Source organism: Sphingosinicella microcystinivorans, assembly GCF_027941835.1.
Lineage (GTDB): Bacteria > Pseudomonadota > Alphaproteobacteria > Sphingomonadales > Sphingomonadaceae > Sphingosinicella.
Genome location: NZ_CP116005.1, coordinates 1,451,100 through 1,472,551 on the forward strand (window position 1 = coordinate 1,451,100; position 21,452 = coordinate 1,472,551).

23 protein-coding genes are annotated in these 21,452 nt (G+C 67.8%); 17 read left to right on the forward strand and 6 right to left on the reverse strand.

Annotated features, from left to right (window positions below):
- Positions 1-334: 334 nt before the first annotated feature.
- The 9 genes from PE061_RS07080 to PE061_RS07120 all read left to right on the forward strand — a co-directional run bounded on the left by PE061_RS07080 (position 335) and on the right by PE061_RS07120 (position 6,897).
- Positions 335-1,183 carry a helix-turn-helix domain-containing protein gene (locus PE061_RS07080; protein WP_271258397.1) on the forward strand — a complete coding sequence of 283 codons (849 nt, stop codon included), beginning with the start codon at positions 335-337 and terminating at the stop codon, positions 1,181-1,183.
- 82 nt (positions 1,184-1,265) lie between these two features.
- Positions 1,266-1,703 carry an SUF system Fe-S cluster assembly regulator gene (locus tag PE061_RS07085; RefSeq protein ID WP_420794374.1) on the forward strand — a complete coding sequence of 146 codons (438 nt, stop codon included), beginning with the start codon at positions 1,266-1,268 and terminating at the stop codon, positions 1,701-1,703.
- The gene (gene sufB, locus PE061_RS07090; RefSeq protein ID WP_271258398.1) at positions 1,703-3,169 is read left to right on the forward strand and encodes a Fe-S cluster assembly protein SufB; all 1,467 of its coding nucleotides are present in this window, start codon (positions 1,703-1,705) and stop codon (positions 3,167-3,169) included. Before PE061_RS07085 ends, sufB begins: the two co-directional genes overlap by 1 nt.
- Positions 3,166-3,402, forward strand: coding sequence for a hypothetical protein (locus PE061_RS07095; RefSeq protein WP_271258399.1), 237 nt, complete (start codon positions 3,166-3,168; stop codon positions 3,400-3,402). The genes sufB and PE061_RS07095 overlap by 4 nt, the downstream gene beginning before the upstream one ends.
- 7 nt (positions 3,403-3,409) lie before the next feature.
- Positions 3,410-4,150, forward strand: a complete 741-nt coding sequence (gene sufC, locus PE061_RS07100) for a Fe-S cluster assembly ATPase SufC (RefSeq protein WP_271258400.1) — start codon at positions 3,410-3,412, stop codon at positions 4,148-4,150.
- On the forward strand, positions 4,147-4,890 hold the full coding sequence (locus PE061_RS07105; RefSeq protein ID WP_271258401.1) for a SufD family Fe-S cluster assembly protein: 744 nt from the start codon (positions 4,147-4,149) through the stop codon (positions 4,888-4,890). The genes sufC and PE061_RS07105 overlap by 4 nt, the downstream gene beginning before the upstream one ends.
- On the forward strand, positions 4,887-6,095 hold the full coding sequence (locus tag PE061_RS07110; protein ID WP_271258402.1) for an aminotransferase class V-fold PLP-dependent enzyme: 1,209 nt from the start codon (positions 4,887-4,889) through the stop codon (positions 6,093-6,095). The genes PE061_RS07105 and PE061_RS07110 overlap by 4 nt, the downstream gene beginning before the upstream one ends.
- On the forward strand, positions 6,092-6,547 hold the full coding sequence (locus tag PE061_RS07115; protein WP_271258403.1) for an SUF system Fe-S cluster assembly protein: 456 nt from the start codon (positions 6,092-6,094) through the stop codon (positions 6,545-6,547). Before PE061_RS07110 ends, PE061_RS07115 begins: the two co-directional genes overlap by 4 nt.
- Positions 6,544-6,897: a HesB/IscA family protein gene (locus PE061_RS07120; RefSeq protein WP_271258404.1), complete on the forward strand. Its 354-nt coding sequence runs from the start codon at positions 6,544-6,546 to the stop codon at positions 6,895-6,897. Before PE061_RS07115 ends, PE061_RS07120 begins: the two co-directional genes overlap by 4 nt.
- 35 nt (positions 6,898-6,932) lie before the next feature.
- Here PE061_RS07120 and PE061_RS07125 read toward each other — a convergent pair whose 3' ends face one another.
- Positions 6,933-7,547: an FMN-dependent NADH-azoreductase gene (locus PE061_RS07125; protein WP_271258405.1), complete on the reverse strand. Its 615-nt coding sequence runs from the start codon at positions 7,545-7,547 to the stop codon at positions 6,933-6,935.
- A 93-nt stretch (positions 7,548-7,640) separates the two neighbouring features.
- Between PE061_RS07125 and PE061_RS07130 the strand changes: the two genes are divergently transcribed.
- Positions 7,641-8,579: a LysR family transcriptional regulator gene (locus PE061_RS07130; RefSeq protein WP_271258406.1), complete on the forward strand. Its 939-nt coding sequence runs from the start codon at positions 7,641-7,643 to the stop codon at positions 8,577-8,579.
- Positions 8,580-8,678: 99 nt separating this feature from the next.
- Here the strand turns inward: PE061_RS07130 and PE061_RS07135 are convergent, their stop codons facing one another.
- From PE061_RS07135 to PE061_RS07145, 3 genes are all read right to left on the reverse strand, one after another.
- Positions 8,679-10,307, reverse strand: a complete 1,629-nt coding sequence (locus PE061_RS07135) for an ATP-binding protein (protein ID WP_271259147.1) — start codon at positions 10,305-10,307, stop codon at positions 8,679-8,681.
- A gap of 123 nt (positions 10,308-10,430) precedes the next feature.
- On the reverse strand, positions 10,431-11,177 hold the full coding sequence (locus PE061_RS07140; protein WP_271258407.1) for a TIGR02186 family protein: 747 nt from the start codon (positions 11,175-11,177) through the stop codon (positions 10,431-10,433).
- Positions 11,174-12,088 carry a sulfite exporter TauE/SafE family protein gene (locus PE061_RS07145; protein ID WP_271258408.1) on the reverse strand — a complete coding sequence of 305 codons (915 nt, stop codon included), beginning with the start codon at positions 12,086-12,088 and terminating at the stop codon, positions 11,174-11,176. Before PE061_RS07145 ends, PE061_RS07140 begins: the two co-directional genes overlap by 4 nt.
- 166 nt (positions 12,089-12,254) lie before the next feature.
- Here PE061_RS07145 and ada point away from each other — a divergent pair, with 166 nt between their 5' ends.
- The 3 genes from ada (at position 12,255) to PE061_RS07160 (ending at position 15,238) form a co-directional block, all read left to right on the forward strand.
- Positions 12,255-13,343, forward strand: coding sequence for a bifunctional DNA-binding transcriptional regulator/O6-methylguanine-DNA methyltransferase Ada (gene ada, locus PE061_RS07150; protein WP_271258409.1), 1,089 nt, complete (start codon positions 12,255-12,257; stop codon positions 13,341-13,343).
- A 109-nt stretch (positions 13,344-13,452) separates the two neighbouring features.
- Positions 13,453-14,142, forward strand: coding sequence for a MerR family transcriptional regulator (locus tag PE061_RS07155; protein WP_271259148.1), 690 nt, complete (start codon positions 13,453-13,455; stop codon positions 14,140-14,142).
- A 22-nt stretch (positions 14,143-14,164) separates the two neighbouring features.
- Positions 14,165-15,238, forward strand: a complete 1,074-nt coding sequence (locus tag PE061_RS07160) for a diiron oxygenase (protein ID WP_271258410.1) — start codon at positions 14,165-14,167, stop codon at positions 15,236-15,238.
- Between the two features lie 2 nt (positions 15,239-15,240).
- Here the strand turns inward: PE061_RS07160 and PE061_RS07165 are convergent, their stop codons facing one another.
- Positions 15,241-16,395, reverse strand: a complete 1,155-nt coding sequence (locus PE061_RS07165) for a hypothetical protein (RefSeq protein ID WP_271258411.1) — start codon at positions 16,393-16,395, stop codon at positions 15,241-15,243.
- Positions 16,396-17,808, reverse strand: a complete 1,413-nt coding sequence (locus tag PE061_RS07170) for a glycosyl transferase family protein (protein WP_271258412.1) — start codon at positions 17,806-17,808, stop codon at positions 16,396-16,398.
- Between the two features lie 130 nt (positions 17,809-17,938).
- Here PE061_RS07170 and PE061_RS07175 point away from each other — a divergent pair, with 130 nt between their 5' ends.
- From PE061_RS07175 to PE061_RS07190, 4 genes are read left to right on the forward strand one after another with little or no spacing between them, the layout of a single operon-like run.
- Complete coding sequence (locus PE061_RS07175) at positions 17,939-18,733, forward strand: thymidylate synthase (RefSeq protein WP_271258413.1); 795 nt, start codon at positions 17,939-17,941, stop codon at positions 18,731-18,733.
- Positions 18,730-19,245: a dihydrofolate reductase gene (locus PE061_RS07180; protein WP_271258414.1), complete on the forward strand. Its 516-nt coding sequence runs from the start codon at positions 18,730-18,732 to the stop codon at positions 19,243-19,245. The genes PE061_RS07175 and PE061_RS07180 overlap by 4 nt, the downstream gene beginning before the upstream one ends.
- Complete coding sequence (locus PE061_RS07185; protein WP_271258415.1) at positions 19,245-20,420, forward strand: dipeptidase; 1,176 nt, start codon at positions 19,245-19,247, stop codon at positions 20,418-20,420. The genes PE061_RS07180 and PE061_RS07185 overlap by 1 nt, the downstream gene beginning before the upstream one ends.
- A 38-nt stretch (positions 20,421-20,458) precedes the next feature.
- Positions 20,459-21,400 carry a bifunctional riboflavin kinase/FAD synthetase gene (locus PE061_RS07190; RefSeq protein WP_271258416.1) on the forward strand — a complete coding sequence of 314 codons (942 nt, stop codon included), beginning with the start codon at positions 20,459-20,461 and terminating at the stop codon, positions 21,398-21,400.
- Positions 21,401-21,452 lie beyond the last annotated feature (52 nt).

The following is a 21,452-nucleotide window of genomic DNA, read 5'->3' on the forward strand; positions in this document are numbered from 1 at the left end:
GAACACGACCCTCACTTTCCGGCCCGGGCGTTTCAATGCGCCCGGGCCTTCTTTTTTCCGGCCTTTTGTGCGGGCGCGAAGTTTTTGCGAACGGCTCACAGCATTTTGACGGGGCTTTGACGCTGCCGCCCTAAACCGGCGCTGCGACCCAAGGGTTCGTCTCCTATGCCCCCTCCGGGCATCCACGACCCCGACTGACAGGGGGGTCCGCTCCAACCCGGACCCCCCGCTTTTTGTCGGCTGCGAACTGCGACTCGCAGGGCGCGCAAAGCTTTGGTATCTGTGCCGAAACCTTCGGCTCAGGCGTGAGGCACGAAAGGTCGGTCGCGGTTCCATGTTCTCGATGCGCTACTATTCGCCCGCCCCGCCGCTTCGGCGGCTGCTGTCGAGCTATTATGTCGTCGAGGTCGGCGAGGCCCGCATCACCGACGTGATGCGCGCCGAGCTTCCCAACGTGCGCTTCGTGATTCGCGGCCGTTCCGCCCTCACCTGGCCCGACGGCAGCGTCCGCAGCGGCTATGGCGCCAGCCTGTTCGGGCCGCGCTGCCTGCCGCTCGGCATGGCGCTCGAAGGGCCGGCGCTGGTGTTCGGCGCTGGGATCATGCCCGATGGCTGGCTGCGCTGCTTCGGCGTCGATTCCGACGAGATGGCGGACGAGATGCTGCCGCTGGAGGACCTTGCCGGAAGCCGAGCGCGTTCGACGCTCTGCCGGATGCGCAACGGCGCCTCTGACGACGATCTCGTCGCCGCCGCCGACGCCTTTTTCCTGTCGCTGGCGCGGCGGTACGCGGCGCGTCAGGACCCCGGCTTCGGGATGCTGGTCGAGGATTGGCTGGTGCGCGGCAGCCCCGGCGGCATCGACGGCCTGATCGCGAACGCGGACCGCTCGGCGCGGCAGGTGGAGCGCCTGTGCCGCCGCACCTACGGCGCGCCGCCGAAGCTCTTGATGCGCAAGTACCGGGCCCTGCGCGCCGCAGTCGGGATCAGCCTCGATCCGGGCGCGCACTGGCTCGACATCGCGGGCGAGGACTTCTACGACCAGTCGCACTTCATCCGCGAGTTCCGCACGTTCGTGGGCATGACGCCCACGCAGTTCGCCGACGCCGGCGCTGCGGTAATGAGTCACAGCATCCGCCTGCGCCGCCAGCTTCCCACGCTTCCGAGGCTGTCGCTCGTCAGCTAGAGGCATCTCGCCGCTTGACTCGGGCGCCGCACCCCCCACATAAGCCGGACCGAATTCGTCTGATTTAGCGCCCGGAGTGTCCGTGATCCGCCTGACCAACCTTGCCGACTACGCGGTCGTCGTGATGACGGCGGCGGCGCGCGCGCCGGAGCGGCGCTTTTCCGCGGCCGAGCTTGCCGCCGAAACGGGCGTGCCCGCGCCCACGGCGGCGAAGCTCACGGGCATCCTCGCGCGCGCCGGGCTGCTCGAATCGGCGCGCGGCGTCACCGGCGGCGTCCAGCTCGGGCGCGATCCGGCCGGGATTAGCATCGCCGACATCGTCGAGGCCGTGGACGGCCCCATCGTCATCACCCAGTGCCTGGACAAGCCTTCGGACTGCGGGCTCGAACTGAACTGCGCGGTGCGTCCGCACTGGTCGCTCATCAACGCGCGCGTGCGCGAGGCGCTCGGCGAGATGAGCCTCGCCGCGATCGTCGCGGCCGCCGAGCGCGCGAACCAGCGTGTCGGGGAGCCCGCCTGATGGCCGTGAACGAACAGGCCCTCGCCCTCGCCGAGGAGCGCGCGAAGTACAAGTGGGGCTTCACGTCCGACGTCGAGTCCGATTTCGCGCCGAAGGGCCTCGACGAGGATACCGTCCGCTTCATCTCGATGAAGAAGGGCGAGCCCGAATGGATGCTGGAGTGGCGCCTGAAGGCCTTCCGGCTCTGGCAGGGCATGGAAAACCCGGACTGGGCGAAGCTCTCGATCCCGCCGATCGACTATCAGGACGCCTATTATTACGCCGCGCCGCGCAGGAAGCCGACGCTGAAGTCCTTGGACGAGCTCGACCCCGAGATCCTGCTCACCTACCAGAAGCTCGGCATCCCGATCGAGGAGCAGAAGGTGCTCGCGGGCGTCGAGGGCGCGCGGAAAGTGGCCGTCGACGCCGTGTTCGACAGCGTGTCCGTCGCCACCACCTTCCGCGAGGAGCTGAAGAAGGCGGGCGTCATCTTCCTGTCGATCAGCGAGGCGATCCGCGAGCATCCGGAGCTTGTCCGCAAGTATCTCGGCGCCGTGGTGCCGCAGCGCGACAACTTCTTCGCCTGCCTCAACAGCGCGGTCTTCTCGGACGGCACCTTCGTCTACGTGCCCGAAGGCGTGCGCTGCCCGATGGAGCTGTCCACCTATTTCCGCATCAACGCGGAGAACACCGGCCAGTTCGAGCGCACGCTGATCATCGCCGACAAGGGCGCCTACGTCTCCTACCTCGAAGGCTGCACCGCGCCGCAGCGCGACGAGAACCAGCTCCACGCCGCCGTCGTCGAGCTGGTCGCGCTGGAGGACGCCGAGATCAAGTATTCCACGGTGCAGAACTGGTATCCGGGCGACGCGAACGGCAAGGGCGGCATCTACAATTTCGTCACCAAGCGCGCGCACTGCCGGGGCGACCGCTCCAAGGTGTCGTGGACGCAGGTCGAGACCGGCTCGGCGATCACGTGGAAATACCCGTCCTGCGTGCTCTCGGGGAAGGACAGCGTCGGCGAGTTCTACTCGGTCGCGCTCACCAACAACTACCAGCAGGCCGACACCGGCACGAAGATGATCCACCTCGGCGCGGGCTCGCGCTCCACGATCATCTCGAAGGGCATCTCGGCAGGCAAATCGAACAACACCTACCGCGGCCTCGTCCGCGTCGGCCCCTCGGCGGAGGGCGTGCGCAACTTCACCCAGTGCGATTCGCTGCTGCTCGGCTCCGAATGCGGCGCGCACACCGTCCCCTACATCGAGGTGAAGAACCCGAGCGCGCAGATCGAGCACGAGGCGACGACGAGCAAGATCAGCGACGACCAGCTCTTCTACGCCATGCAGCGCGGCCTCGACCGCGAGGCGGCGGTGGCGCTCATCGTCAACGGCTTCGCGAAAGAGGTGCTCCAGCAGCTCCCGATGGAATTCGCCGTGGAGGCGCAGAAGCTCCTCGGCATCAGCCTTGAGGGGAGCGTGGGGTGATCAAACAGGTGATTTTCATCGCTTTCCTTGTGGTGATGGCAGGTTTCATCTGGTGGCGTTTTTACGTTTCAATGCGCGACCAAATGGCGGACGTCAGAGGTGCGATTTACGTCAGACAGGAACAGCCGCTGCTATTCTGGTTTTCGACGTCGATGATGGCAGTTGGTGCCACGCTGATTTCGTTGATCGCACTGACCCTAGGCTATGGCGCCATCTCTGGCTCTTTGGATTGAAGTTACAATGCTCAAGATTGAAAACCTCCACGCCAATGTCGGCGACAAGGAAATCCTCAAGGGCCTGACGCTCAGCGTTGGCGCGGGCGAGGTGCACGCCATCATGGGGCCGAACGGCTCGGGCAAGTCGACGCTCGGCTATGTGCTCGCGGGCCGCGAGGGCTACGAGGCGACCTCGGGCTCCGTCACCTTCAACGGCGAGGACCTGCTCGCGATGGAGCCGCATGAGCGCGCCGCCGCCGGCTTCTTCCTCGGCCTCCAGTATCCGGTCGAGATTCCCGGCGTCTCCAACCTCAATTTCCTGCGCACCGCGCTCAACGCCCAGCGCAAGCTGCGCGGCGAGGCGGACATCTCGGCCGCAGATTTCATGCGCCTCGCGCGCGCCGAGGCGGATGCCTTCGATCTCACCATGGATCACATGAAGCGCGGCGTGAACGTCGGCTTCTCGGGCGGCGAGAAGAAGCGCAACGAGATGGTGCAGATGGCGCTGCTCCAGCCGAAATTCGCGGTGCTCGACGAGACCGATTCCGGCCTCGACATCGACGCGCTGAAGACGGTCGCGAACGGCATCAATCGCTTGCGTTCGCCCGAGCGCGGCTTCCTGCTCATCACCCACTACCAGCGCCTGCTCGACTACGTGAAGCCGGACCGGGTGCACGTGCTCTCCGCCGGACGCATCGTCCGCTCGGGCGGGCCGGAACTCGCGCATGAACTGGAGCGCGAGGGCTACGGAGAGATGGCGGCGTGAACGCCCTCGCCCTCCCCACACGCCGCGACGAGGCATGGCGCTACAGCGACCTCGATGCGCTCGCCGAGGTGTGGCCGTCGGGCGTCGTCACGGAAACCATCGCGGTGCCCGCCGGGGAAAGTCTCGCCCGCACGCTCGTCGCCGATGCCGCGCAGCCGGTCTCGGTGCGCGACTTCGTGATCTCGATCGCGGACGGCGCGCGGCTCGATTTCCACATGCTCAACCTCGGCGCCCGCTACGGCCGCATCGCGCTCGACGTGACTCTCGGCGAGGGCGCGCATTTCGAGCTCGGCGCCGCGCAGGTCGCGGGCGGCAAGGCGACGCTGGAAATCGTCACCCGCGTGCGCCACGCTGCGCCCGGCGCCACCAGCCGCCAGACCGTCCGCACCGTGCTCGCGCAGCAGGCCACCGGCACCTATCTCGGGCAGATCGTCGTCGATCGCGGCGCGCAGAAGACCGATGCCGAGCAGTCGGTGAAGGCGATGCTGCTCGACCGCACCGCCACGGCGAACGCCAAGCCGGAGCTCGAGATCTACGCCGACGACGTGAAGTGCGCGCACGGCGCGACGGTCGGCGAACTTGACGCCACCCAATATTTCTACCTGACCAGCCGCGGCCTGCCCCCGGCCGAGGCGAAGCGGCTGCTCCTGCAAGCGTTCCTCGCCGATGCTTTCGTAAACTTCGCCGACACCGAAACGCTCGAAGCGGCGGCGCTCGCCGCGCTGGAGCAGATCGCATGAACGCGCTCACCCCGATCAGCGTCTCGCGCCGCGCCGACTTCCCGGGTGTCGGCGACTGGGCCTATCTCGATTCCGCCGCGACCGCGCAGAAACCGCAAGTCGTGATCGACGCCATCGCCGCCGCCTACGGCCCCGAGTACGCCACCGTGCACCGCGGCGTTTACGCGCGCTCGGCGACGATGACCGAGCGTTTCGAGGCGGCGCGCAGCACCGCCGCCCGCTTCATCAATGCCGCGAGTCCGAACGAGATCGTCTTCGTGCGCGGTGCGACCGAGGCCATCAACCTCGTTGCTCAGACGTGGGGGGCGGCGAACCTGAAAGCCGGCGACCGTATCCTGCTGTCGCGGCTGGAGCACCATTCGAACATCGTGCCGTGGCAGCTTTTGCGGGACCGCACCGGCATCGAAATCGACGTCGCGCCGCTCACCGCCGACCACCGCATCGACGAGGATGCGCTGGAGGCGATGCTCACCCCCGCGCACAGGCTCGTCGCCGTCGCGCACGTCTCGAACGTGCTCGGCTCGGTGGCGGACATCGCCCGCATCGCCCGCGCCGCGCACGGTGTCGGCGCGAAGCTGCTCGTCGACGGCTGTCAGGCAGTGCCGCGCATGGGCGTCGACGTGCAGGCGCTCGGCGCCGATTTCTACGCTTTCTCCGGTCACAAGCTCTACGGCCCCACCGGTATCGGCGTGCTGTGGACGCGCGGGGACATCCTCTCCGCGATGCCGCCGTGGCAGGGCGGCGGTTCGATGATCGAGACGGTGACGTTCGAGAAGACCACTTACGCCCCGGCGCCGACGCGCTTCGAGGCGGGGACGCCTCACATCGTCGGCGCGGTCGGCCTCGCCGCCGCGATGGATTACGTCTCCGCCATCGGTCTCGACACCATCGACGCGCACGAACGGCATCTCGCCGGCCTCGCCCGCGCGGAGCTTCGCAAGGTCAACTCGCTCAGGCTGTTCGGGCCGGACGATTCGAGCGGCATCGTCAGCTTCGCGATGGAGGGGGTTCATCCCCACGACATCGGCACCATATTGGACGAGGAAGGCGTCGCCATCAGGGCGGGGCACCACTGCGCGCAGCCGCTGATGGAAACGCTGGGCGTGCCCGCCACGGCGCGCGCCAGCTTCGGCGTCTACAGCGATGAGCGCGATGTCGAGCGTCTGCTTCGTGGCATCGCGCGTGTGAAGAGGATTTTCGGATGAGCGAGGACTCGCGCCCCTATACCGTGGAAAGCGTCGATGCGCCGCCGCCCGCGCCGGAGCGCCCCGTGCTTCAGGAGGCGCGGCGCAAAGCCGATTACCTGGAAGGGTTCCTGTCGCAGAAGCCCGCCGTGCCCGATCCGGCGAGCCCCGGCGGCGACCTCTACGATGCCGTGATCGCATCGCTGCGCGAAATCTATGATCCCGAGATTCCCGTGAACATCTACGATCTCGGCCTCGTCTACGGCGTCGACATCGTGGACGACCACGTCGTCGTCACGATGACGCTGACGACGCCGCATTGCCCGGTCGCCGAATCCATGCCTGCCGAGGTGGAAATCCGCGTCGGCAGCATCCCCGGCGTCGGCTCGGCGGAGGTGAACCTCGTCTGGGATCCGCCGTGGGACCCGCAGAAGATGTCCGACGAGGCGAAGCTGGAGCTTGGGATGTTATGACGACGACTGTCCGCGAACGCCCGGCGCCCATCGCGCTCACTGAAAACGCCCACGCACGCATCGCCGCGATGATGGCGCGCGCGCCCGAAGGGACGCTCGGCGTGCGCCTGTCGACGCCCCGGCGCGGCTGCTCGGGCCTTGCGTACAGCATCGACTACGTCACCGAGGCGAAACCGGGCGACGAAGCGATCCCGACGCCGGGTGGGACGCTTTATGTGGACGGCGGTTCGCTCCTCTACCTGATCGGCAGCCGCATGGACTGGAAGGAAGACGATTTCGCCGCCGGCTTCGTCTTCGAAAACCCCAATGCCAAGGGCAGTTGCGGCTGCGGAGAGAGCTTCACCGTCTGATGCAGTGACGGAAGCGGTGGTGGCATAGCTGGGCTTCACGCAGCCAGTGCGAAGCCCTCTGCACCGAGTTTTTTGAGTTCATCGGCCGCAGCGGCGAGCGAGTCCGTGCGCGCTTCCGGCGAGATCGCCAGACGTTCGGCGCGGACGAAAATGATGTCGGTGATGCCGATGAAGTTCAGCATGGCTTTCAGGTGCGGTTCCTGCGCGTCGAGCGCCTTGCCGTCCCCTTCGCTGTAGAAGCCGCCGCGCGTCTCGACGACGATGACGCGCTTGCCGGCAAGATGGCCGACGGGGCCTTCAGCCGTGTAGTGGAAGGTGACGCCGGCGCGCAGCACGCGGTCGAACCAGCTCTTGAGGTTCGAGGTGATGCCGAAATTGTACATCGGCGCGCCGATCACGATGACGTCCGCGGCCTGAAGCTCAGCGATCAGTTCATCGGAAAGCGCGCGTTCCGCGCTGGCTTCCGAGGTGTCGGCACCGCTGAAACCGCCGAGTGTGGCGCCGGAAAGGTGCGGCAGGGGGTTCGCGCCGACGTCGCGAACCGTGATGTTCGCGCCTGTTCCCACGGTGGCGAGGAAATCGTTGATAAGGCTCCGCGATGCCGACGCATCGCCGAGCACGCTGCTCTGCACGACAAGAATGTTCTGCATGGGTCTGGTCCTTGTTCCCGGTTGCAGACCCCTAGCTAATGTGCGACCGGTGTTGCCGATAGCGCAGCAATGCGAACACCGGAGTTGCATGAAATGGAACAGTCGAGCGACCTTTCTGATATCGCAGCACTGGTTGCGGTCGTCGAAACCGGCAGCTTCAGCCGCGCGGCGGAGCGGCTCGGCCTTTCGAAGTCGATCGTCAGCCGCCGCGTCGCGCGGCTCGAAGCGGTGCTCGGCGCGCGGCTGCTCACGCGCAGTGCACAAGGCGCGCGGCCAACGGATGTCGGCGCGGACTATTTCGGGCGCGTGCGCGAGGCGATCGCAGGCCTGGAAGCAGCGCGCGACGCCGTCGCCGCGGCGATGGCCGAGATCGCCGGGCCGATCCGCCTCTCCGCGCCGCTCTCCTTCGGCATCGCCTACCTCGCTCCCGCACTCGCCGAGTTCGCGGCCGCGCACCCGCGCGTCGAGTTCGACATCGCCTTCGATGATCGTCGCGCAGACATCATCGGCGAAGGGCTCGACCTCGCCGTCCGCATCGGCCAGCTTGCCGATTCGACGCTGATTGCGCGGAAGCTCGCACTGATCCGCGCAGTCGCCATTGCGAGCCCCGCCTATCTGGCCCGCATGGGAACGCCTTCGCATCCCCGCGAGATCGCGGATCATGATGTGCTCCTCTACGCGAACGTCGCGCCGTCGGAGTCATGGCGCTTCGACGTGGGCGGGCGCAGCGAATATGTGAAGGGCCGCGCGCGGCTCCGCGCCAACAGCGGCGAGATGCTGCTTGCGGCGGCGGAGGCGGGCCTCGGCATCGCCATGCTGCCGACGTTCATCGCCTCGCCGGCAATCTCGAGCGGCGCGGTGGACGTCGTGCTCGGCGAATGGACGCGGGGCGAAACCGGACTTTACGCGGTCATGCCGCCGGGGCGCAGCGCGACCGCGCGGGTGCGGGCGCTCGTCGATTTTCTCGCCGCCCGCTTCGGCCCCGAACCGACGTGGGATCCCTGCTGGGAAGCGACGAAAGCCGCTCGCTAGAGCAGGCTGCATGATTCCGGAAGCGCGCAGCCTGCTCTATCCCTTTGTGGTCGCATCGTTCTTCGCGGAAAACCGGTTCCCACTTTTCCGCGCGATGCTCTAGCCGCGACCCTGCCCGCGCCAGCGGTGGATGGTGCGGGAGAGGATACCCGCCTCGTCGCCTTCCTCGGTCCAGAGCTGGCTGAACAGCGGATCGTCAGACGCCGGGCGAAGCTGCGGCGCGAGATCGTCGAGCCGCACGCGGATCGGGATCGAGACGCCCTCGCCGCAGATGATACATTCGCGGTTGCGGAGCGCGGGGATCGAATCGAGGAAACCGCGCGCGCCTTCGGGCATGGCATTGCGCACGTACATCTGGTCGCGCTCGTTGTTGAGGCGCATGGAGATGATCGTGCCGCACTGCGAGAGCACGCCTTCGGCAAGGTCCGACGGGCGCTGCGTGATGAGGCCGAGCGAGACGCCGTATTTACGGCCTTCCTTGGCAATGCGCTCGAGGATCTTGCGTACCGCGACGCCCTTCGTTTCGCGGTCGGACGGCACGTAGCGGTGCGCCTCCTCGCAGACGAGCAGGATCGGCCGCTGCGGCTCCCGCCGCGCCCAGATCGCGTAGTCGAACACCATGCGCGCGAGCACCGCGACCACCACGGTCACGATGTCGGACGGCACGCCCGACAGGTCGACGATCGAGATCGGCTTGCCCTCTGCTGGAAGCCGGAAGATCTTGGAGAGGAACGGCGCCATCGAATCCGAAACGAGCAGGCCGTTGAACATGAAATTGTAGCGCGGGTCGCTCTTCAACTCCTCGATCTTGGTCTTGAGCCGCATATAGGGCCCGAGGTCGCTCGCCTTGTCGAGCTTGCCCATCTGCGCCTGGATGGCGCCGAGCAGGTCCGAAAGCAGGTAGGGCACGGGCGAATCGACCGTCATCTTGCCGAGCGATTCGGCGATGCGGCTCTTGGAGCGGGCGGCGAGCAGGCACTTGGCCAGCACGTCCATGTCCTTCTCGCGCTCCGAACCGTCGGTGGTGATGAAGACCTCGCAGTGCTCCTCGAAGTTCATCAACCAGTAGGGGAGGTTGAGGTTGTCGACGTTGAAGATCATGCCGTTCGAGCTGAACGCGGCGGCATATTCGCCGTGCGGATCGAGCATCATGATGTGGCCCCTCGGCGCCTTCTCAACGATGCGGTGCAGGATCAGCGCGGCGCTCGTCGATTTGCCGGTACCGGTTGAGCCGAGCAGCGCGAAATGCTTGCCGAGCATCGAATCGATGAGCAGCGCGCCGCGCACGTCCTCCGTGGGATACACGGTGCCGATCTCGATGTGCGGCCGGTCCTCCGCCGCGAACACCAGCACGAGGTCGGCGCGCGAGACGGTGAACACATCGTCGCCCGGCACCGGATAGCGCGTCACGCCGCGGCGGAACGCCTTCATCGAACCGGTGGCGGGGTCCTCGGGCCCTTCGCCGAGGAAGTCGACGTGCGAGAGGATGACATCGTTCGCCTCGTCCATGCGCATGTCGCGCACGTTGCCGAGCAGCCAGAGGTCGCCGACGCGCATCTTCACCTGGCTGCCCACCTGCCCCGACATGGCGACGGTTGCGTCCTCGTGGCCTGCGATCGCCTTCAGCTGCGTGGGCTCGAGGCTGCAGATCGCGGAACCGCCGGCAATTTCCCGCACGCGGCCGATCACGCACGTGCTCGGCAGGCTGGCCGTCTTTTCGGGCTGCATGAAGACGTTGTGACCATCGGCCGGCGAGGGTGTTACCGGCATGAACGACTGATCCAAGACGCGCTCCTTCACTGCGATAAGGCTTTGCCGCAGAGGTCTAGCAGTGAAGGGATAAGGAAGCGTTTACCGCCGCGTGAAAAGCCCGGCGAGCCAGCCGAGCAGCAGTGCCAGCACGACCGCGAGCAGTCCGTAGGAGAAGCTGTGCTCCTCTGCGGCGACGGAGACCTGCCGCTCGAACCCCGACTTGTCGATGCTGATCTCGCGCATCGCGCTCGCCACCACCTTGCCATCGTCGATCAGGTGGATCTCGACCGTGTAGTTGCCGACGGGAACCTGGCTCGGGATCTGGATCCGGGCGCGATAGAGCACGTTTTCGGTAAGCTCGACCCCCTGCGCGTCGTCCGCATACAGGCCCTCGCGGCGGCGGAGGCTCAGGAACCCCCGCTCGAACGTGCGGATTTCAGCGGCGTCACCGGATACCGGCGAGAGCTGGAGATGCGACAGGCCCAGCTCGTAGATCGCCGCGGTCTCGTCGTCGACGAGCTCCGAGATCGGGCGCGTCGTCGCAACGCTGTAGAACGATGGCGCGGTTTCGAAGCGCACGGAGCTGGTGTTGATCCAGATGCCGGCGACACGCGCCTTGCGCCGCACCGTCAGCGCTTCCGGCGGTCCGCGCACGATCACGGCGATGTCGGGGCGCTCGTCGGGAGTCTGCCCGCCCGGGTACTGGATCGCGCCGAAAATCAGCAGCTCGGCACCGGCGAAGCTGTAGACGATGTCGATCTGGCTGTGGCTGATATCGGTGATCAGCCGCGGCGGCGCGGCCGCCGACAGCAGCAGGAGCATCAGGGGCAGGAACAGCCGCTTCATTCGGCATAGACCGAATAGAGTTCGCTCGGTGTCCAGGTGAGGCCGACGAGCAGGCGGATCGCGACCGCGATGACGAGCAGGGCAAGCGCGAAACGCAGCTTTTCAGGGGGCAGCCGCTGCGCCATGCGCGCGCCGATCTGCGCGCCGACGACGCCGCCGATGAGGAGCATCAGCGCGAGCACGATGTCCACCGTCTTCGACTGCACGGCGTGCAGCAGCGTGATGATCGACGTGGTGAACACGATCTGGAACAGCGACGTGCCGACCACCACCGACACCGACATGCCGAGCAGGTAGATCATCGCCGGCACCATGATGAAGCCGCCGCCGATACCCATGATGAAGGTGAGGATGCCGACGATCACGCCGATGCCGAACGGGGCGAGCGGCGAGATGTAGAGGCCCGACTTGTAGAAGCGCATCTTCCACGGCAGCGCCGCGATGAGCGGGATGTGGGGATGCAGCTTCACGCGGCGGATCTCGCCGGCGCGCGCGCGCCGCAGCGTCTGCCACGATTCCACGAGCATCAGCCCGCCCATCGTCGACAGGAAGACCACGTAGATCAGCGAGATGGAGATATCGATCTGGCCGATCTTCTGGAGCAGCTTGAAGAGGTAGGAGCCGATCCCGGACCCCACCACGCCGCCCGCCACGATCACTGCCCCCATCTTCGGATCGACGCCGCCGCGCCGCCAATGGGCAAGCGCGCCCGACACGCTCGATCCGGTGATCTGCGTGGCGGACGACGCCACCGCGATCGCCGGCGGAATCCCGTAGAAGATCAGCATCGGCGTGGTCAGGAATCCGCCACCGACACCGAACATGCCGGACAGGACGCCGACCAGAACGCCGAAGCCCACGATCACCAACGCATTGACGCTGAGCTCGGCGATCGGAAGGTAGATGTCCATGCTCTCCTGATTACCCAAGCCGGGAGTCGCCCGCCACCACCTTTGGCGTTTCCGGGTGGTGGGTCCCCAACAAAATTGCGATCGTGCATATCGGTGCAAGGAACGGAACGCCGTCCCTTCCGGTCGGGCCTATTCTCGCGGGCATCACCGGAAAGAGGAGCAGGACATGACCGACATCGACAGGCCAGGCGACGCGGATACATTCTGGAACGCCGTGGCGGCGCGTAATCGCGGCTACGACGGCCGCTTCGTCTATGCCGTGAAGCGCACCGGGGTCTATTGCCGCCCGTCGTGCCCGGCGCGGACGCCGAAGCGGGAGAACGTGCGCTTCTACGCGAACGGCGCGGCGGCCGAAGCGGACGGCTACAGGGCCTGTTTGCGCTGCCGTCCCGGCGCTCCGGAGGGACACGACCCCGCGGCGGACAAGATGGCGGCGCTCGCACGCTATATCGAGGCGCACGCGGACGCGCCGCTGCCGCTCGCCCGTCTGGCGGAGGTCGCCGGGCTCAGCAGCTTTCAGGTGCAGCGGACGTTCACCGCGATCATCGGCGTCAGCCCGAAGGCGTTCCAGACCGCGCTCAGGATGAAACGGCTGAAGGCCGGCCTGAAGGAGGGCGACGGCGTTGCCGGCGCGATCTTCGAGGCGGGCTTCGGGTCCACCAGCCGCGCCTACGAACGCGCCGGCGGACATCTCGGCATGACGCCCGCAGTTTACCGCGCTGGCGGCGCAGGGGAGGTAATCGCGTGGGCGTGCCGTCCCACCGGCCTTGGCCTTCTGCTGATGGCGGCGACGTCGCGCGGCGTCTGCGCGGTGGATTTCGGCGACGACGAAAATACGCTCGTGGATCGGTTGAGAGCCGAATTCCCGCGCGCCGTGATCGAGCCGTCGGATGCGGCTGCATCGCCGCAGCTCGATGCGTGGATCGACGCGCTCCGGGCGCATCTCTCGGACGGAGCGCCGCATCCCGATATCCCCGTCGATCTGCGCGGCACGGCATTCCAGATGAAGGTATGGCGCTTTCTGTTGAGCGTGCCGAGCGGCAGCGTGGTGTCCTATGCGGAGGTTGCCACCGGCATCGGCGTGCCGCGCGCGGTGCGCGCTGCGGCATCGGCTTGCGGCGCAAACAGGGTCGCCGTTCTCGTGCCCTGCCACCGCGTCCTCCGCGGCGACGGCGGGATCGGCGGCTATCGCTGGGGCGTGGAGCGGAAACGCGCCCTGCTGGCTGCGGAACGGCGGAGAGGACGAGCGGCCTGACCCGTGCGGCAACCGTCCTGCCGCGACCCTATCAGATTTTGCGTATCACAACTCCGCAAATCCTGTTAGCTTCCGGGTCGCACTCAGGGGGGAGATGGGCGGCGTGCGTATGCGCGAGCTTGAACGGCTGACGGGAGTGGGACGGGAAACCATCCGCTTCTATATCCGCGAGGGTTTGCTGCCCGAGCCGGACCGGGCGAGCGCGAACAGCGCCTTCTACAACGAAATGCATGTCGTGCGGCTGAGGGCGATCAAGCGGCTTCAGGAGGAGCGCTTCCTGCCGCTCGCGATCATTCGCACGCTGCTCGACGCGGAGGATGGCGACCGCTGGCTTCATGCCGACGCCTTTCCCGATCTCGATGCCATGTTGCGCGCCCGGCTCGATACCGGCGGCGACGGCGGGACGCTGGAAGAGCTTGCGGAACAGACCGGCCTTTCGATCGAGGAACTCGGCCGCGCGGCGGAGGAAGGCCTGCTCTGCCCCGACCTCGACGGTCGTTTCGGGCCGCGCAACCTCGCCATTGCGCGGTGCCTCAGGGAGCTGAACGCCATCGGCTTCACCGAAGCGCGCGGTTTTGTAGGTGTCGGCGCCATGTACGCACAGTTCATCGAGTGGCTCGTGGGGCAGGAGATGCGCCTGTTCTTCGAACACACCGCCGGCAAGATCGGCGACGATGAAGCGCTGGCGATGGCCGAGCGCGGCATCGCCACCGTCAACGAAATGCTGAGCCTGATGCGGACGCGGGAAATCCTCCGCCAGCTCGAAGCACGGCGCAGGATCGCCAACGACAACACATGATCCATTGGGAAGAGGGCACGTCATGGCTTTTTCGGACCTGTACCAGCTGACGCCGAGCGGCCCGAGCTGGAACATCGCGCAGGAGTTCCAGACGGTTTTCGACTTCGAATATTCCGACGACCGCGACGACCTGCTCGGCCTCTATGCCAAGGGCAAGAAGATGCAGTGGGATGCGGCCGAACGCATCGACTGGTCGCAGGATCTGGACTGGGAAAACCCGCAAGGTATGCCCGAACAGACCATCGGTATCTTCGGGTCGCCGATGTGGGAGAAGATGTCGCAGAAGGAACGCGTCGAGCTGCGCCGCAACATGCAGGCGTGGTCGGTCTCGCAGTTCCTGCACGGCGAGCAGGGCGCGCTCATCTGCTCGGCGAAGATCGTGCAGCAGGTGCCCGACCTCGAGGCGAAGTTCTACGCCTCCACGCAGACGATCGACGAGGCGCGGCACGTGGAGGCCTACAAGCGCCTCATCGAGAAGATCGGAATGAGCTATCCGATCACCGGCCCGCTCGCGACGCTGCTCGAGCAGGTGCTCGAAGACAAGCGCTGGGACATGACCTACCTCGGGATGCAGGTGGTGATCGAGGGGCTCGCGCTCGCCGCGTTCGCGGGCATCCGCGACATGTCGACCTCGCCGCTTGCGGGCGCCGTAAACGCTTACGTGATGCAGGACGAGGCGCGGCATGTCGCCTTCGGCCGACTCACCTTGCGCGAATATTATCCGCACCTTTCCGCGGCCGAGAAGAAGGAGCGAGAGGAGTTCCTCGTCGAGGCGTGCTACCACATGCGCGATCGGTTCCAGTCGCGCGAGGTCTACGAGACTCTCGGCTTCGACGCCGCCGAGTGCACGGCGTGGGCTGATGGGAGCGAAGGCACGCGCAACTTCCGCAATCACCTCTTCAACCGCATCGTCCCGGTCGTCGCCGACATCGGCCTGTGGGGCGAAACCGTGCAGCGCGGCTATGCGCAGATGGGCGTGCTCGATTACGTGAACGTCGATGTCGAGGCGCTGCAGGCGAACGACGAGAAGATCGCGCAGGATTTCGACGCCCGCCGCAAGAATATCGAGGCTGTCGCCGCGGCCGCGGCCGAATAGGTTCAGAACCGCGTGGCGATGGTGACGGCGGGGCCGCTCCCCGGCGCGGCCTCTCCGGCGATGCGGAACCTGTATTCGCCGCGAAGTTCGACCGTACCCTTGCCGATCCGCTGCGAGAGCTGTGCGCCGGGGCCGAGTTCGAGGCGCGATGCCGTCCGGGCTGTGCTGTCCTGGAGACTGCCCCACACGCCGCCGCCGAGCCCGAGACGCGTGCCCTTGCGCGCCGCGACCGGATAGAGCGCGAGCGCCTGCGCGCCCGCGAAGCCGTCTCGGCTGCGGGCGCCGACGATGCCGGCTTCGGCATAGGCGCTGAGATCGACCGGGAGCTTCGCGTCCGCCGCGTGCCACGCGCCGCCGGACACCCGGATGGCCCACGCATCGCGCGCCTCGCCGCCGATCGCGATCAGCCGCTCCGCGCCGATGGCCGGACCATCGCGGCCGAGCGGCATCCATGCCGCGCCGACCGCCGCCTGCGCGCTGCGCCGGTTGGGGTTCAGCCAGTCGTGCGCGAGCGCGATGCGGCCGAAGAGTTCGATCGGGCGCCGCGCCAGCGGATCGGGTGCGTAGCCGAAGCGGACGCCGCTCTGGCCGCCGCCGAGCAGCGGCCGGTCGCTGACGAAGCCGGCGCCGCCGCTTCGGATCAGGCTGTAGGCGTCCACGCGCCACGCCTTGCGCAGCGCCGCGAGCTCGGCCTGCCAGAGCGCGGCATTGGCATGGGCGGGATCGTCGGCGAGCGCGGCCTCGAATTGCCGGGCCGCGGTGCGGCGGTCTCCGGCCGCAAGCGCGGTATAGCCCGCCGCCGCGAAATCATACGCCGTCGGAGCCCCGCTCCGCACCGGCACCGACACGACGACCGGCGTGATTCCCGTGGCGATCACGGGCGATGCGGCGGGTCGGGGAAACGCCGTGACTGCCGGGAGTGCGCGCAGCGCCCGGCCCGGCTGAACCACGGGCATCGCGGCCTGCGAGGCTGCAACGGCGGTTCGCGTGGGGGAGACGGTTGCGAAAACACGGGTCGCTGCGGGAACAGCAGCAGGCGCAGGCCCGGCACGTGCGGCGAGCATGGCGGCAAAGGTTTCGCGCGCGGCTTCGAACCGCCACGTGGACCACAGCGCAAGCGCTGCCACCACGACACCGAAGGCGCGGACCGGACGCATCTATTCGTCCACCGCCGTTTGCGGGAAACGGTGCGCGGTCTTTTCCCAGACCGGGCGGGTCTTGCTGACGAGGCTGCGGACATAGCGCCTGCAGGCGCGGAGGGCGGCGAGGAAGTTTACGAAATTGGCGACGAAGGCGCGGGGGAGGGCGCGGAGCGCCTCGACGGGGCCATGTTGACGCCCAGTGAACAACATCCGCATGGCGAGCCGCCAGACGAGAAGCGCGGCCGTCAGCCGCAGCAGTCCGTCGAGCGCCGTGCCGCGCTCGACGACGGCGGGCAGCGCGCGCGCATCCGGCACCGTGCCCTTGAGGACGATCGCGGCGGCATAGGCGATCGCGGCGACGTAGGCGACGATCACGACGAGCGCGTTCAGCAGCGCCTTGCGGTCACGCAGCAGCATGTAGCGTGCGGCGACGCCGCCCTGCCAGCCGATGCGGTCCCAGCCGTGGAGCGCGATGCCGAGCAGCCAGCGCGACTTCTGGCGCACGGCGGCCTCAAGCGCCGCCGGGAAATGCTCGCGCGTCGTCACGTGCGCCGCGCCGCGCGTGCCCGGAATGCGCACGAACGCGGCCTTGCCGCCGCGCGCGTGGATGCGGTGGCCGAGCTCGTAGTCCTCGGTGAGCGACTCCGGGTCGAACGGCGCGCCGCCGAGCGCGTCGGCGATCCGGCCCATCATCTCCCGCTCGAAACCGCAGGCGACCCCCGCGGCGGGGACGGCCGCGCCGATCGCCTCGCGCACCACCATGTCCTTGGTGTGGCTCTCGGCGAACTCGTCGAGGTAATGCCCCGCGATCCAGCGCGAGGCCGGGTCGGCGAACGGCACGACGGGAAGCTGCACCATCGCCTTTGCCGGGATCAGGTAGTCGATGACGTCGAGCTCGCGCGCGTGCGCGACGTCCTCGGCGTCGTGCAGGACGATCGCCTTGAAGCGGACGCCGTGCGCGCGTTCGTAGCGCGCCATGCCGCGCCAGACCGCGTTCAGGCAGTCGGCCTTGGTCGTCGGGCCGGGGTGCGGCACCGTCATGGTCTCGACGCGGGGATCGCCGAGCGCGGCCACGGCGGCGTGTGTCGCCGCATCGTTCGGATAGATGCCGACGAAAACGCGGTAGTGCGGATGCCGCATCGTGCGCGTGAAGGTGGCGAGCATCGGCCCGATCACCTCGGCCTCGTCCCACGCGGGGACGAACACGGCGATGGGCGCATCGGCTGCCGGGCGCGCCGGGAGCGAACCGGCGTCGGCGCGCCGCCGGACGCGGTAGACGGTGAGGCGGCGCCAGACCTGCCGCGCGAAATAGAGGATGTCGAAAAGAAGATCGTCGAGGCTCGACACGGCAACGCCCGCCGCCGCGAGCAGCAGCAGCTCCCGCGTCAGCAGCCAGTATCCGGCCAGCCAGACGTACAAATCCCCCATGCGTGTGAACGATCCCCCCGTTCAGAAACGCAGGCGTAATGAAAGGTGTTCGCAGTGATTCTGCAAGCCTTTAATTTCTAAGGATTTGTGGCACTCGCCAAGCGGCCGCACCCGGCGTATATCTGCTTCCATGCAGCAGTATCTCGATCTTCTCGCCCGCGTCCGCCGCCACGGCACGGAGCGCGGCGACCGCACCGGCACGGGCACGCTCAGCGTCTTCGGGCACCAGATGCGCTTCGATCTCGCCGACGGTTTCCCGATGCTGACGACGAAGAAGCTGCACCTGAAATCCATCGTGCACGAGCTTCTGTGGTTCCTCTCGGGCGACACCAACATCCGCTACCTGAAGGAGAACGGCGTCTCCATCTGGGACGAGTGGGCGGACGGCGAGGGCGAGCTCGGCCCGGTCTACGGCAAGCAGTGGCGTCGCTGGGAAACGCCGGACGGGCGCGTCATCGACCAGATCGGGAACCTCGTGGAGGCGATCCGCCGCAATCCCGAATCGCGGCGGCTGATCGTCTCGGCGTGGAACGTCGCGGAGGTGGACAGCATGGCGCTGCCGCCCTGCCACTGCCTGTTCCAGTTCTACGTCGCCGAGGGGCGGCTCTCCTGCCAGCTCTACCAGCGCAGCGCCGACGTGTTCCTCGGCGTGCCGTTCAACATCGCCTCCTACGCGCTTCTCACGCAGATGATGGCGCAGGTGACGGGGCTGAAGCCCGGCGAGTTCGTCCACAGCTTCGGCGACGCGCACCTCTACCTCAACCACCTCGAACAGGCCGACCTGCAACTGACGCGGCGGCCGATGGCGCTGCCCGAGATGCGCATCAACCCGGAGGTGAAGGACATCTTCGGCTTCCGCTACGACGATTTCGAGCTCGTCGGCTACGCGGCGCACCCGCACATCAAGGCGCCGGTGGCGGTGTGACCGCGACATACCGGCCCGACATCGTCCTCGTCGTTGCGCGTGCCGACAACCGGGTGATCGGCAAGGACGGCGCCATGCCGTGGCACCTGTCCGAAGACCTGAGGCGCTTCAAGCGGATCACGGTGGGCAAGCCAGTGATCATGGGGCGCAAGACCTTCGAATCCATCGGGAAACCGCTACCCGGACGCCACAACATCGTGCTGACGCGCCAGCCCGGATGGCGGGCGGAGGGCGTCACCGTGGTGCCGAACCTCGCCGAGGCGATCGCGGCGGCGGGGCTCGATCCGCGCACGCGCGCCGACGCGATCATGGTGGTGGGCGGCGCGGACATCTACGCGCAGGCGCTGCCCTTCGCGACGCGCATCGAGCTCACCGAAATCCATGCGGCGCCGGACGGCGATACTTATTTTCCGCAGCTTGATCCGGCGCGCTGGCGTGAGACCTTCCGCGAAGCGCATCCGGCGGGGAAGACGCACCCCGCCTATGATTTCGTGACGCTGGAGGCGGTCTGATGGCGAAGGCGGCGACGGGACGGAGAACGGCGAAACGCAGGCGCTGGCCGTGGATCGTAGCGGCGCTGGCCGTCCTTGCCGCCGTGCTGTTCTTCGGGCTTGCGCCGGGCATCGCCGAGCGGTCGGTGAACCGCATCGCGGGTTCGGGCGAATGGACCGTGAGCCCCGCCGCGCAGGCGCTCCACGACCGGCTGGTGATCGCCGATCTCCACTCGGACACGCTGCTCTGGAAACGCGATCCCGAAAAACGCGCGGCGCGCGGGCACGTCGATCTGCCGCGGCTCCGCGACGGCAACGTGAAGCTGCAGGTGTTCTCGTCCGTCACCAAGACGCCGAAGAACCAGAACTACGACGCGAACGGCGGCGATACGGACAACATCACCCTGCTCGCCATCGCGCAGCTCCAGCCGCCGCGCACGTGGGATTCGCTGCTCCAGCGCTCGCTGTGGCACGCCGAGCGGATGCGCGCGGCGAAGGGCTACCGGCTGGTGCGCACGGCGCGCGACCTCGACGCGCTGCTCGGCGACAAGGCCGCGACGGGCGCGCTGCTTTCCATCGAGGGACTCCAGAACCTCGAAGGCAGGCTCGGCAACGTCGACGTGCTGTTCGACGCGGGCTACCGCATGGCGGGTCTCACGCACTTCTTCGACAACGAGCTGGCGGGCTCGATGCACGGGCTGGAGAAGGGCGGGCTGACGCCGTTCGGCCGCGACGTCATCCGCCGCATGGAGGCGAAGGGCATGGTCGTCGACCTCGCCCACGCCAGCCACGCGACCGTCGCCGAAGCACTGAAGCTTGTGACGAAGCCGGTCGTCTACAGCCACGGCGGCGTCAAGGCGACGTGCGACACCAACCGCAACCTCACCGACGAGGAGATCCGGGGGATCGCCGCGACGGGCGGCGTCGTCGGCATCGGCTTCTGGGACGCCGCCGTCTGCGCGCCGACACCGCAGGCGACGGCGCGGGCGATGCGGCACGTGCGCGATCTCGTCGGCATCGACCACGTGGCGCTCGGCTCGGACTGGGACGGCGCGACGACCGTGGGCGTCGATGCGGCGCATCTCGCCGCGGTCACGCAGGCGCTTCTCGATCAGGGCTTCACGCAAGGCGAGATCGGGAAGGCGATGGGCGGCAACGTCGTCCGCGTGCTTCGCGCCACCTTGCCGCGCCAGTGAGCTTGCCGTGATGGGCCGGGCGGGATAGCAGGGCGCGCATGGAACGCATCACGGGGGATGCGCCGCTTGCCGAAGCCCTTCGCGGCGGCGTCGCGGCGATCGGCAATTTCGACGGCTTCCACATCGGCCATCAGGCGGTGGTGGGCCGGGCGCTGGCGCGCGCGCGCGCCGAGGGGCTGCCCGCGCTCGCCCTGACGTTCGATCCGCACCCGGCGCGGCTGTTCCGCCCACAGTCGCCGCCGTTCATGCTGACGACCACGGACCAGAAGCTCGATCTCCTGGAGGCGTTCGGCATCGACGCCGCCGTGGTGCTGCGCTTCGACGTCGCCTTCGCGGCGCTGCCCGCCGAGGCGTTCGTCGCCGACGTGCTGATGGCGCGGCTCGGCCTCGTGGGGGTCGTGACGGGCGAGGACTTCACCTTCGGGCGCGGCGCGGGCGGCGACACGGCGAAGCTGCTGGAGCTGGGCGCGCCGCACGGGCTCATCGCGGAAACGGTCGCGCCGGTGCGCGACGAGGGCGCCGCGATCATCTCCTCGACGCGCGTGCGCGCCGCCTTGCAGGCGGGGCACTGCCGGGAGGCCGCGGCGCTGATGGGGCGGCCCTTTGCCATTCGCGGCACGGTGGAGCACGGCGACAAGCGCGGGCGCACCATCGACGTGCCGACGGCGAACGTGGCCATCGGCGGCGAATACGTCCGCCCCGCCTACGGCATCTACGCAGTGCGCTGCCGGCTCGAGGACGGGCGCCTTGTGGACGGCGTCGCGAACCTCGGCATCCGGCCGATGTTCACGCCGCCGAGGGAACTGCTGGAGGTCCACCTGTTCGACTACGCGGGCGACCTCTACGGGCAGGCCATCGAGACGCAGCTCATCGCGCACCTCAGGCCCGAAATGAAACTCGCCAGCCTCGAGGCGCTGAAGGCCCAGATCGCCAAGGATATCGTGGACGCGCGCGCCGCTCTCCAGCAGGGTAAACCCTGATTTTCTTCGTTTGCCGCATTTTCCGAGTCGTCAGGTGTTTCCACCTGACTTG